This window comes from Polaribacter sp. (genome assembly GCF_039939415.1).
Lineage (GTDB): Bacteria > Bacteroidota > Bacteroidia > Flavobacteriales > Flavobacteriaceae > Polaribacter.
In genome coordinates this window covers 138,581-151,561 of sequence record NZ_JBDVJE010000080.1, presented here as the reverse complement: position 1 = coordinate 151,561, position 12,981 = coordinate 138,581, and the positions used below count along the sequence as shown (strand labels likewise).

The window sequence follows — 12,981 nt, the reverse complement described above, 5'->3', positions numbered from 1 at the left end:
GTAAATCAATTATTTTATCTTTAAATAAGAAAAAAACTATAAGTATAAAAAAAGCCTTATCATAAATGATAAGGCTTTTTGCTCCCCCTCTAGGACTCGAACCTAGGACCCTCTGATTAACAGTCAGATGCTCTAACCAACTGAGCTAAGGAGGAGTTTGCGACACAGTGTTTGTGTTTTGCGAGTGCAAATATATATCTTTTTAGAATATACACAAACACTTTTTAAAAAAAAATTAAAAAAAAACAAAAAAAAAAATTTTGTATAAATTCAAGTAAATAAATTAGGCTTTATGACAAATATCGTATTTTTGTTCACCTAGATAGCTTACAAAAAGAGTAGAAACTATAATATGGATAAATTTTCGTTTTTAAACGCAGCGCATACAGGCTTTATAGCTGACTTATATGATAAATATTTGGTTAACCCAGATACGGTAGAACCAAGTTGGAGAAGTTTTTTTCAAGGATACGATTTAGCAAATGAAAATTATTCATTAAAAGAAGAAGATACTTCTGTAGAAATACCTCAAGAAGTTAGAAAAGAATTTCTTGTTGTTGACTTAATTAACGGATACAGGACTCGTGGACATTTATTTACAAAGACAAATCCGGTTAGGGAAAGAAGACAATATGAACCTAATTTAGATATCCAAAATTTCGGTTTAACCGAAAACGATTTAGATAAAGAATTTTCGGCTGGAGAAGTTTTAGGATTAGGAAAAGTAAAGCTTTCGAAAATACTTAAACATTTACAAAGTATTTATTGCGATTCTATTGGGGTTGAATATATGTATGTTCGTAATCCAGAAAAATTAAAATGGTGGCAAAATCGTATTAATGAAAACGATAATCATCCAAAATATAGCGGTGAAGCCAAAAAATATATTTTAGGTAAATTAAATCAAGCAGTAACTTTTGAAAGCTTTTTACAAACAAAATATGTTGGTCAAAAACGTTTTTCTTTAGAAGGTGGTGAAGCTTTAATACCTGGTATTAGCGTTGTTTTAAGAGATGCAGCAGAAAAATTTGGTGTTAAGGAATGTGTCTTAGGAATGGCTCACAGAGGGCGTTTAAACACACTTGTTAATATCTTTAAAAAACCAGTAAGAGATCTTTTTAGTGAATTTGAAGGAAAAGATTTTGAAGATCAAAATATAGATGGAGATGTAAAATACCATTTAGGTTTAACGTTAAGTAAAACGTATAGAGATGGTAATGAAATTAAAATGAACTTAGTTCCAAATCCATCTCATTTAGAAACTGTTGCCGCTGTTGCTGAAGGAATTACAAGAGCAAAAATAGACAGAAAATATAATGGTGATTCTAGCAAGATTTTACCAATAGTAATTCATGGTGACGCAGCAATTGCTGGTCAAGGGATTGCATATGAAATTGTACAAATGGCTAAATTAAATGGCTATAAAACTGGTGGAACAATCCATATTGTTGTTAACAATCAAATTGGTTTTACAACGAATTACTTAGATGCTCGTTCAAGTACGTATTGTACAGATGTTGGTAAAGTAACTTTATCTCCTGTATTACACGTAAATGCAGATGATACAGAAGCTGTTTGTCATGCAATGGAAATGGCATTAGAGTTTAGAATGCGTTTTGAAGCAGATGTTTTTATAGATTTATTAGGTTACCGTAAATACGGACATAATGAAGGTGATGAACCACGTTTTACACAGCCTAAATTATACAAAGCAATATCTAAACACTCAAATCCAAAAGATATTTATGCAAAACAATTACTTGCAGAAAAATCTATTGATGATACTTACCTAAATGAAATTACTACTGAGTTTAAAGAAATGCTTGAAAAAGAATTTGAAGCAGCTAAGAAAGTAAAAACTTCTAAGGTAAGAGAATTCATGCAATCTACTTGGGATGGTTTTGAGCGTCAGAAGTTAGATACTATGTTATTGACTGAAGACACAAAATACGATTTAGATAAATTAAAAAATATCGCAAAAGTTGTTTCTACAGTTCCAGAAAATGTAAAATTTGTTAGAAAAGCAGAACGTATTTTAAATGCAAGAACAAAAATGGCTTTTGAAACCAATCAATTAGATTGGGGAATGGCAGAAAACCTTGCCTATGGTTCTTTAATGGAAGAAGGCTATAATGTTCGTATTTCTGGACAAGATGTTGAAAGAGGAACTTTTTCTCATAGACATGCTATTTTACGTGATGAAATTACAGAAGAAAGAATTAACTTATTAAATACAAACCCAAACAACAAAGGACAAATGACGATTTTTAACTCGTTATTGTCTGAATATGGGGTGCTTGGTTTTGATTATGGTTATGCCATGGCAAATCCAAATACACTAACAATTTGGGAAGCTCAGTTTGGAGATTTTTCTAACGGAGCACAAATTATGTTTGACCAGTATATTTCTGCTGCAGAAGACAAATGGAAAATGCAAAACGGTATTGTTGTTTTATTACCTCATGGTTATGAAGGACAAGGTTCTGAGCATTCATCTGCAAGAATAGAACGTTATTTACAATTATGTGCAACAGATAACATGACAGTTGCTAACTGTACAACACCAGCTAACTTCTATCATTTGTTACGTAGACAAATGAAACGTCAGTATAGAAAGCCATTAATTGTATTTACACCAAAGAGTTTATTACGTCATCCAAAAGCAGTTAATTCTATAGAAGAATTAGCAAATGGAGAATTCCAAGAAGTTATAGATGATACTTTAAACCCAAAAGGAGTAAAAAAATTGGTTTTCTGTATGGGTAAATTCTATTATGATTTATTAGCAGAAAGAGAAGAAAATAAAAGAGAAGATGTTGCTTTGGTTAGAATAGAGCAATTGTTCCCTTTACATTTAGAAAAATTACAACAAGTAATAGATAAATATCCAAATGTTACAAAATACATTTGGGCACAAGAAGAACCTAGAAACATGGGTGCTTGGAGTTTTATGTTAGAACGATTAGATTTAGTTAAATTAAATGTTCGTTCTCGTAAATATTATGCTGTACCTGCTGCAGGTTCTAGCACAAGATTTAAGAAAAGACATCAAGCAGTAATTGATAGTGTTTTTAGTAACGAGTAAAACGCGTTAAGGATTGAAACGGCATCCTTTTTTTGATTAAAATGAAAAAAAAGATATAGTGGAAAGCCTGTTTAAACGCCCAAATAAAATAAAGAATTTCAGATTAAACAAAAAATAAAAAAAACATGAGTGTTTTAGAAATGAAAGTTCCTTCACCAGGAGAATCGATTACAGAAGTAGAAATTGCAACGTGGTTAGTTGAAGATGGAGATTATGTAGAAAAAGACCAACCAATTGCAGAAGTAGATTCTGATAAAGCAACCTTAGAATTGCCTGCTGAAGAAAGTGGAATTATTACTTTAAAAGCTGAAGAAGGTGATGCTGTAGAAGTGGGTGCTGTAGTTTGTTTAATTGATATGGATGCTGCAAAACCAGAAGGAAGTTCAGTTAGCAGTGAACAGTCGCAGTCTTCAGTTGAAGTTGCAGAACCAGTAACCAACAACCAACAACCAACAACCACCTATGCAACTGGTACAGCTTCTCCTGCAGCTAAAAAAGTATTAGCAGAAAAAGGAATTGATGCTGCATCTGTAAAAGGAACAGGAAAAGAAGGTAGAATTACTAAAGAGGATGCTGTAAAAGCGGTACCTTCTATGGGAACTCAACCCGCAAACGGTTCTAGAGGAACAGAGCGTAAAAAAATGTCTATGTTACGTAGAAAAGTTGCACAACGTTTAGTTACTGTTAAAAATGAAACTGCCATGTTAACTACTTTTAACGAAGTAAACATGCAACCAATTTTTGATTTACGTAAACAATTTAAAGAAGACTTTAAAGCGAAACACGGAGTTGGTTTAGGGTTTATGTCTTTCTTTACGTTAGCTGTTGTTAGAGCTTTAAAATTGTTTCCAGATGTGAATTCTATGATTGATGGAGATTTTCAAATAAAACACGATTTTCAAGATATTTCTATTGCAGTTTCTGGACCAAAAGGTTTAATGGTACCTGTAATTAGAAATGCAGAAAACTTGTCTTTTAGAGGTGTAGAAAGCGAAGTAAAACGTTTAGCAATTCGCGCTAGAGATGGACAAATTACTATTGATGAAATGACAGGTGGAACTTTTACAATTACCAATGGTGGTGTATTTGGTTCTATGTTATCTACTCCTATTATAAACCCTCCACAAAGTGGTATTTTAGGTATGCACAATATAGTTAACAGACCAATGGCAGTAAATGGTGGTATTGTAATTCAGCCAATTATGTACGTTGCGCTTTCTTACGATCACAGAATTGTAGATGGTAGAGAATCTGTAGGTTTCTTAGTTGCTGTTAAAGAGGCTTTAGAAAATCCAGTAGAATTATTAATGGATAACAACCCTACAAAAGCATTAGAAATGTAAGCAACATTGTTGCCCTATAAATATTTAAAATCCTGAGCTTTTGCTTGGGATTTTTTTTGAAGCTATTTCCTGCTTTCCACTATATCTTTTTTATGAAAAATAAAAAAGGATGTCGTTTCAATCAGGGCTAAACTTGTTTGCTAACAAATTTCCTTTTACTAAATCATATCAACAAAAAAAACGAACGCTGTTAACTAGTTTATAAAAAACTTTATCTTTCCAAAAATTAAAAGCGTAATCATTATGAATAAAATCATAAAACAAACTTATATATTACTCCTACTCTCTTTTGTTTTATTCAGCTGTAATAACACCAAAAAGAACACTGATTTTAAAATGAAACAAGGAGATTTACTGTTTCAAAATACAGGAACAGGAGAAATTGATAATGCCATAAAAGATGTTACAGCAACTTCTTTAGCCAAAAACTATTCTCATATTGGAATAGCAATGAAAGAAGATGGAAAATGGTTTGTACTAGAAGCAATACCTAAAGAAGGAATTAGTAAAACACCAATAAATAAATTTTTAAATCGAAATAAAAATAAGCAAGATAAATCGCTAACTACTGTTGCAAGATTAGATAGCGTTTATCAACCTTATATTTCTAAAGCAATTAAATATGGTTTAGAAAGAATTGACACACCTTATGATGAGATTTTTTTATGGGATGATAGTTCTTATTATTGCTCTGAATTAGTTTACAAAATGTTTTCTTCTCAAGATTTGTCTAAAAACGCTATTCCTTTTCCAACTCACCCAATGACTTTTAATGATAGTTTAGGAAAACCAATGCAAAGTTGGGTAAATTATTACAAAACGCGCAACCAACCAATACCAGAAGGTATTGAAGGTACAAACCCTAATTTAATGGCGAGCAGTCCACATATAATATTTATATATGATTATGAAAAAGAGTAAAAAGAAATATTTATTATAAAACAATACAGAAACCTATTAACTTTAAATCAATTTTAAATTCTTGAAAAATGAAGGTTACACCAGAAAAAAATGAAAAAGTTGCTAATATGATTTTTGGATCTATTTATCCACTTTATTGGAATAGACTAGAGAAAAACGGAAGAACTAAAGAAGAGTTTCATCAAGTATTAGAATGGTTTACAGGTTTCGACGAAGCAAAACTACATTCTCTTATAGATGAAAAAGTAACGTTTAGAACATTTTTTGAACAAGCAAAAATAAATCCGAATGCACATTTAATAAAAGGAGTAGTTTGTGGTTATCGAATAGAAGAAATAGAAGATGAATTTGAAATCTATAAACAATGCCGACAAATGGAAAAGTTAATTGATGAACTTGCCAAGGGACGAAAAATGGAGAAAATTTTACGTTCTTAATAATTAGATAGATTTTTCTCTTTGAATTTATTTATTTTTTATCTTGCAATAAAAAGCTACAATGCCAAAAAATCCTGAATTAGAACTTGCCTTTAATTTTATTAACAAAACAGATAGAAATCTATTTATTACAGGAAAAGCTGGTACAGGTAAAACTACTTTTTTACATCAAATTAAAAAAGAATCTTTAAAAAGAATGGTAATTGTTGCTCCAACTGGTGTTGCTGCAATTAACGCTAAGGGTGTAACTATTCATTCTTTTTTTCAAATGCCTTTTGGTCCTATTTTACCAAATCAGATTACAAATACAAATCAACAACGTAAATTTTCTAAAACCAAAATAGATATTATAAAATCTTTAGATTTAGTAATTATAGATGAGATTTCTATGGTTCGTGCAGATTTGTTGGATGGTATAGATCAAGTTATGAGGCGTTATAAAAACAGAAATAAAGTGTTTGGTGGAGCACAAGTTTTAATGATTGGAGATTTACAACAATTAGCGCCAGTTGTAAGACCCAATGAATGGAGTTTACTACAACAACATTACAATACCGTTTATTTTTTTAGTTCTAAAGCTTTTCAAGAAGCCAATGTAGTTTCTATAGAGTTAAAGCATATTTATCGTCAGAAAAACGAAAATTTTATTAAAGTTTTAAATGAAATCAGAAATGATAACTTGTCTGATACTTCAACAAAAATTTTAAACGAACGCTACAACCCTACCTTCTCTCCTACTAAAAATGATGGTTATATTACATTAACAACTCATAATAAAAGAGCGAACCTCATCAATGATTCTGAATTGAATAAACTCAAAAACAGAAGCTACTTTTTTGAAGCAGAAGTTTCTGGTAAATTCAATGAAAATGCTTTTCCTAATGACCAAAAATTAGAATTAAAAATTGGTGCTCAAGTAATGTTTATCAAAAATGATTCTTCCCCAGAAAAAAGATATTTTAATGGAAAAATAGGAATTGTAACTGATATTTCTAAAGAAAATGTTACTGTTCAATGTGCCAATGAAGTTGACGAAATTGTTACAGAAAGAGAAAATTGGGACAATGTAAATTATTCTATCAATGATGAAACCAAAGAAATTAAAGAAGACGTAATTGGTTCTTTTTCTCAAATTCCACTAAGATTAGCTTGGGCAATTACCATTCATAAAAGTCAGGGTTTAACTTTTGAAAAAGCTATTATAGATGCAGAAGCTTCTTTTGCGCACGGACAAACGTATGTTGCCTTAAGTAGATGTACTTCTTTAGAAGGTTTGGTTTTAAAAACACCAATTACAAGTAGGGCAATTATTAATGATACCACTGTAAGTGTTTTTAATGAAAGTGTAGAAGAAAATCATCCTGATGAAAGTATTTTAAATAAATCTGAAAAAGAATTTCAACTAAATTTAATTGCAGAATTATTCGATTTTCAATCGTTTTTGTATCCAACTTCTAGAATGATTGACATTTTTTATAAAAATCAGACAAGTATAAAAGGTGATGTAATTGATCATTTACAAACCATTAAAGATGATGGAGTTGTTGCATTAATGAAAGTTGCTAACGGATTTAAAAATCAGTTAAACAATCTCTCAGAGGATAATATCTTACCTGAAAATAGTTCTCAGATTCAAGAACGTTTTACAAAGGCAGTTGATTATTTTTTAGGTCAAACTATCACAAATATTTTACAACCTTTATCTAAGGTTTCATTTTCTTCAGACAACAAAACCGTTAAAAAAGATTTTTCTAAACAATACGATTCTCTTCAAGAAAAATTAGAAGAAAAAACGTTTGCTTTAAATAAAATGACAAATGGTTTTAAGGTTCAAGAATATTTAAAAGTGAGGGCAAATGCTGTTTTACAAAAATCGGCACCTAAAAAGAAAAAAAAGTTATCTACAAGAAAAGACCCAATATTAGCTTTAAAATTACGTGAATTACGTGATGAAATTCGAATTTCAGAAAACATACCAGCTTTTCAAATTTTTACCCAAGAAACACTGTATGCAATGTGTGATGCATTACCAAGATCTGAAAAAGAACTTTTAAAGATTTCTGGAATGGGAAAAATACGTGTAAAAAAATACGGAGAAGAAATTTTAAAAGTGATAGAACAATATTGCAAAGAAAACGGAATTAATAAATTTAATGAACAGAAAAAAGAAGATAAAAAACCCACCAAACAAATTACTTTAGAACTCTTTAAATCGGGTTTATCTATAAAAGAGATTGCTAAAGAACGTAGTTTAACTTCTGGAACTATAGAAAGTCATTTGGCAAGTTACATTCCTACTGGTGATGTAGATATTTTAGAGTTAATACCACTTAAAAAATATAAAAAACTTATAAATCAAATAGAAGAATTGGAATTTAAAAACCTAACAGAACTAAAAGAAAAAGTAGATAACTCTTTTACTTACATGGAGTTAAGAATGGTTTTATTGTCTATGGAAAAATAATTCAAAAAAAAATACAATAAAATGCAAGTTTTATTAAAAAATGACGTCTAAAGATATATGATAAGAAACTTCTTATCATTTCTTTTTCATAGCAATTTTCCCACTTCTAATTTTAGGAGTGGGTTTTTTATGTGAATACTTGAAGCTATTAATTAAAAGAAACTACTTCAAATCCTTCAACAATAATTGAATTGTTTTTCTACCATTCCACTCATTTTCATCTAAACCATAAACAATATCGAAATCATTTTGTACAAACTCCATTTTATCACCTAAACCAAAACCAATAGCGTTAAAAGTTTGTTTATTATCACCCTGAAAAACATTGAGTTTTAAATGCGTTTTATCTGTACCTACTTGTTTTCCATAACCATTATCTCTTATACTAGTAGTTTTAAAAACAGGCCTCATATTCTGAGGTCCAAAAGGTGCCATTTGCTGAATAATTCTAAAAAACTTAGGTGTAATTTCTGACAAATCGATTTCTGCATCAATAGAAACTTCAGGAGTTAACAAATCTTTATCAATAGTTTTAGCAACAACTTCTTCAAACTTATTTTTAAAATTCTCATAATTTTCTGGTAATAGAGTTAAACCAGCAGCATATTTATGTCCGCCAAATTGTTCTATAAATTCGCTACAAGCCTCTAATGCATTATAGACATCAAAATCTTTTACAGAACGAGCTGAAGCAGCTAATTTATCGCCACTTTTGGTAAAAACAAGTGTTGGTCTGTAATATTTTTCTATCAATCTAGAAGCTACAATACCAATAACACCTTTGTGCCAATCTTCTTGATAAACTACAGATGAAAAACGATTTTCTTCTTCATTATCTATAATCTGAATCAGAGCTTCATCTGTAATTCGTTTATCTAACTCTTTTCTATCTGCATTAAAAATTTCTATAGAAGCAGCAAAATCAACAGCGGTTTCAAAATCCATTTCTGTTAATAATTCTACAGCATAATTACCATGTTTCATTCTTCCTGCAGCATTTATTCTTGGCGCAATTGTAAAAACAACATCTGTAATTGTTAATTCTTTCTTTTTAGATTGATGAATTAGTGCTTTAATTCCGTTTCTAGGATTTTGATTGATGACTAGTAAACCATGATAAGCTAAAACTCTATTTTCGCCATTCATAGGTACAATATCTGCAGCAATTGCAGTAGCAACCAAATCTAAATACGGTATAAAATCTTGAATAGTTTGATTTCTTTTAGAACCCAAAGCTTGAATTAGTTTAAAACCAACTCCACAACCACAAAGCTCATCAAAAGGATACTTACAATCTTCTTGTTTTGCATTTAAAACAGCAACCGCTTTTGGAATTTCGAGTCCAGGTTTATGGTGATCGCAAATAATAAAATCAATATTTTTTTCATTTGCATAAGCAACTTTTTCAATCGCTTTTATTCCGCAATCAAGAGCAATAATTAATGAAAAATCATTGTCATGCGCAAAATCGATTCCTAGATAAGAAACACCATAACCTTCTGCATATCTATCAGGAATATACGTTGCTATATTTGGGTGAATTGTTTTTAAATACGAAGAAACTAAAGAAACAGCGGTTGTACCATCTACATCATAATCACCAAAAACTAAAACATTTTCGTTATTTGCAATAGCTGTTTCAATTCTTTCTACCGCCAAATCCATGTCTTTCATTAAAAAAGGATCATGAATATCTTCTAAACTCGGTCTAAAAAACTTTTTTGCAGCTTCAAAAGTTTCAATATTTCTTTGACAAAGTATGGAAGCTATTGTTTTATCTACTTGAAGTTCTTCTGCTAATTTTTGCACTTTTTCTTTTTCAGGTGGTGGCTTTAACGTCCATCTCATAGCAATTTACTTTTTGGAGTTAAGGTACAAAAATGTGATTGAAAAACTCAAATTTTATAATTCGTGTAAGAAAATTTCAATTTCTACCTCAGCAAACTGTCTAAACATTTCCATAACACCACAATACTTTGTAACAGAAAGATTAACAGCTTTCTGTATTTTTTTTGGTTGTAATTCTGCATCAGAAAAATGATAATCAACTTTTACTTTATTGTAAAATTTTGGATGTTCATCTGTTAATTCTGCAGTAATTTCAATCTTAAAATCAGCAACTTCTGCATGCATTTTCTTTAATAAAGAAACAACATCTAACCCAGAGCAACCTGCTAAAGAAGATAACATTAAAGCTTTGGGTCTATATCCTTCTCCTTTACCTCCACTTTCTTCACCTGCATCCATAAAAAGATTTAATCCACTAGGATTATCAGATTCAAATTGCATATTTTCTTTCCAAGTAGTTGTTACAATATTTGTTGCCATATTTAATGATTTTTTATAGAATTTGTAAAATTGAAAACTGTAAATTGTGCTTCAAATACAAAAGTAAGAAAACCTCAAGAAGTTAATTGTAAAAATGAACAAATATCAAAAACATATTTATCGCTATTTTTTTGTTTTATTTTTAATGATGCATTCATTTTTTTATGCACAAACAGATGAACCTCCTGTAGTTTCAGCCCAAGGAAATCAAGCTTTTTGTACTGGAAGCTCTATAAATATAGTAACAGATTTTTCGCTTACAGATATAGATGACACTACAATTGATTCATTTTTTATTCAAATTTCATCAGGTTATCAAGTTAATTTTGATCTTTTAGAACTTATAGGAAACCACCCAAATATTGATGCTAGTTGGAATGATGTAGAAGGAAAATTATCTCTAAAACCTTCTTCTGGAAATAGTGATATTCTACTTACAGATATAGAAAATGCTGTTAGAAATGTAGTTTTTTCAACAACTTCTAATAATATTATTACAGAAAAAACCTTTTCCTTAACAATTGATAATGCTAATTATTTGCCATCTACAGATCATTTTTATGAATTTGTATCTCTTAATGGTATAACTTGGAAAGATGCAAAAATTGCAGCTGAAAACAGAACTTATTATAATAGACAAGGATATTTAGCTACTTTAACAAGTATAGAAGAGGCAGCTTTTGCTGGAAAGCAAGCTTCTGGAGCTGGTTGGATTGGTGGCTCTGATGAAGAAACTGAAGGTGTTTGGAAATGGGTAACTGGCCCTGAAGCTGGTATTGTTTTTTGGAATGGTGAAGTAAATGGGACTACTCCTAATTTTTCTTTCTGGAACAATAATGAACCTAATAATTTTAGAGGAAGAAATGCTAATGGAGAACATTATGCTCATATTACAGATCCTTCAATTGGAATAGAAGGAGCATGGAATGATTTACCAAATGAAGGCGGAACAAATTTATATGTAGCTAAAGGGTATATTGTAGAATATGGTGTTCCTGGAGACCCAAAATTAAATATTGTTGCAAGTACTAGAATTTATATTCCAGAAATTACAACGACCACTTCAGCTACAATCTGTGATTCTGGAATAACTACAATTTCTGCAACTGCTAATGAAGGCACAATTTTATGGTTTGAAAACTTAACAGGAGGAACTCCTTTACCAATATCAGGTAATAATTTTACAACTCCTTTTTTAACTTCAAATAAAACATATTATGCAGCAGTTTCTGTAAATGGTTGTTTAAATTCTAAAAGAACTGCAGTAAATATAACTGTAAACCAAACACCTACTATTACAAGTGTTACAGAAGGTTTAATTTGTTCTGGATCCGCAAATCTAAGTGCTTCTGCTTCTGCAGGAAATGTAAACTGGTATGAAACTTTAACAAGTACAAAATTATTGTTTACAGGAAATAATTTTAAAACTCCTGTTTTAAATACATCAACTTCTTATTTTGTTGAGGCTGATATTTCTGGTTGTACTTCTATAACTAGAACTGAAATAAAAGCAATAGTAGATAATACAATACCTATGTTTGATTTAGCACAAAGCACTTATTATTTATGTGAAAATATTGGCAACATTACTCTAGAAACAACAAATGCTTTAGATAATTACACTTACGTTTGGAAAAATGGAAATACTGTTATTCCTGGCTCATCATCTTCAAGGATAGTTTCTAATACTGGAAATTACTCTGTAAAAGCAATTTCTAATGCTGGTTGTGAATCTGTTGAGCAACAAATTGAAGTAAAAAATTCTGGGATAGCAACAATTACCACAAATGATGTGATATTAGTTGATGATTCTGAAAATAACTCTATTCAGATTATTAATAATAATTTAGGAAAAGGAGATTACGAATTTTCTTTAGATGATGAATTTGGGACCTATATAGAAGCTAGTCTTTTTGAAAAAATTGAAACAGGATTACATACATTATTTGTAAAAGATATAAATGGGTGCGGCACAATTCCTTATCAGTTTTCAATTTTAGCGTTTCCTAAATTTTTTAGCCCAAATGGTGATGGTAAAAATGATATTTGGAAAATTGATGGATTTATTTCAAATCAATTTACAATTGCAGAAATTTCTATTTACAACAGATTTGGGGTTTTATTATATCAACTAGATGCTTCTTCTGAAGGCTGGGATGGAAAATACCAAGGAAAAACATTACCTTCTAACACTTATTGGTTTAGAGTAGTTTTAAATGATATAAATGGTAGAGTTGTTGAAAAAAAAGGAAGTATAGGTTTAATTCACAAATAAAAACTATTAACAATATGTCTATATTTAGGTGTAGTTTTTTTTATTATTGAATAATTTATTTTTATTTAGAATCGTTATTTATAATGCATTGATTATAGAGATTTGTTGAATTTTTTATAGATTTAATG

8 protein-coding genes and 1 tRNA gene are annotated in these 12,981 nt (G+C 30.1%); 6 read left to right on the top strand and 3 right to left on the bottom strand.

The window, feature by feature from the left end; all coding sequences use genetic code 11:
* Positions 1 to 81 precede the first annotated feature (81 nt).
* Positions 82 to 155, bottom strand: a tRNA-Asn gene (locus ABJG40_RS13735).
* Positions 156 to 352: 197 nt separating this feature from the next.
* On the opposite strand from ABJG40_RS13735, the gene ABJG40_RS13730 reads away from it, so the two are divergent.
* From ABJG40_RS13730 to ABJG40_RS13710, 5 genes are all read left to right on the top strand, one after another.
* Positions 353 to 3,085, top strand: coding sequence for a 2-oxoglutarate dehydrogenase E1 component (locus tag ABJG40_RS13730; RefSeq protein ID WP_348025160.1), 2,733 nt, complete (start codon positions 353 to 355; stop codon positions 3,083 to 3,085).
* Between the two features lie 125 nt (positions 3,086 to 3,210).
* Positions 3,211 to 4,428 (top strand): 2-oxoglutarate dehydrogenase complex dihydrolipoyllysine-residue succinyltransferase, encoded by a 1,218-nt coding sequence (gene odhB / locus ABJG40_RS13725; protein WP_348025159.1) that lies wholly within the window; start codon positions 3,211 to 3,213, stop codon positions 4,426 to 4,428.
* A 336-nt stretch (positions 4,429 to 4,764) separates the two neighbouring features.
* On the top strand, positions 4,765 to 5,349 hold the full coding sequence (locus ABJG40_RS13720) for a YiiX/YebB-like N1pC/P60 family cysteine hydrolase (RefSeq protein WP_348025158.1): 585 nt from the start codon (positions 4,765 to 4,767) through the stop codon (positions 5,347 to 5,349).
* Between the two features lie 68 nt (positions 5,350 to 5,417).
* Positions 5,418 to 5,786: a DUF2200 domain-containing protein gene (locus ABJG40_RS13715; protein WP_348025157.1), complete on the top strand. Its 369-nt coding sequence runs from the start codon at positions 5,418 to 5,420 to the stop codon at positions 5,784 to 5,786.
* A 61-nt stretch (positions 5,787 to 5,847) separates the two neighbouring features.
* The gene (locus ABJG40_RS13710; protein ID WP_348025156.1) at positions 5,848 to 8,250 is read left to right on the top strand and encodes a helix-turn-helix domain-containing protein; all 2,403 of its coding nucleotides are present in this window, start codon (positions 5,848 to 5,850) and stop codon (positions 8,248 to 8,250) included.
* Positions 8,251 to 8,412: 162 nt separating this feature from the next.
* On the opposite strand, the gene recJ is transcribed toward ABJG40_RS13710, so the two are convergent.
* Positions 8,413 to 10,098: a single-stranded-DNA-specific exonuclease RecJ gene (recJ, locus tag ABJG40_RS13705; protein WP_348025155.1), complete on the bottom strand. Its 1,686-nt coding sequence runs from the start codon at positions 10,096 to 10,098 to the stop codon at positions 8,413 to 8,415.
* A 54-nt stretch (positions 10,099 to 10,152) separates the two neighbouring features.
* A complete protein-coding gene (locus ABJG40_RS13700; RefSeq protein WP_348025154.1) occupies positions 10,153 to 10,578 on the bottom strand; it encodes an OsmC family protein in 426 nt (141 codons plus the stop codon).
* Between the two features lie 94 nt (positions 10,579 to 10,672).
* Between ABJG40_RS13700 and ABJG40_RS13695 the strand changes: the two genes are divergently transcribed.
* A complete protein-coding gene (locus ABJG40_RS13695) occupies positions 10,673 to 12,853 on the top strand; it encodes a T9SS type B sorting domain-containing protein (RefSeq protein ID WP_348025153.1) in 2,181 nt (726 codons plus the stop codon).
* The last annotated feature ends 128 nt before the right edge of the window (positions 12,854 to 12,981 follow it).

Bases quoted from the DNA above. Each gene is read 5' to 3' on its own strand.
- ABJG40_RS13730 (WP_348025160.1), top strand. From the start codon at position 353: ATGGATAAATTTTCGTTTTTAAACGCAGCGCATACAGGCTTTATAGCT.
- odhB (WP_348025159.1), top strand. From the start codon at position 3,211: ATGAGTGTTTTAGAAATGAAAGTTCCTTCACCAGGAGAATCGATTACA.
- ABJG40_RS13720 (WP_348025158.1), top strand. From the start codon at position 4,765: ATGAAACAAGGAGATTTACTGTTTCAAAATACAGGAACAGGAGAAATT.
- ABJG40_RS13715 (WP_348025157.1), top strand. From the start codon at position 5,418: ATGAAGGTTACACCAGAAAAAAATGAAAAAGTTGCTAATATGATTTTT.
- ABJG40_RS13710 (WP_348025156.1), top strand. From the start codon at position 5,848: ATGCCAAAAAATCCTGAATTAGAACTTGCCTTTAATTTTATTAACAAA.
- recJ (WP_348025155.1), bottom strand. From the start codon at position 10,098: ATGAGATGGACGTTAAAGCCACCACCTGAAAAAGAAAAAGTGCAAAAA.
- ABJG40_RS13700 (WP_348025154.1), bottom strand. From the start codon at position 10,578: ATGGCAACAAATATTGTAACAACTACTTGGAAAGAAAATATGCAATTT.
- ABJG40_RS13695 (WP_348025153.1), top strand. From the start codon at position 10,673: ATGAACAAATATCAAAAACATATTTATCGCTATTTTTTTGTTTTATTT.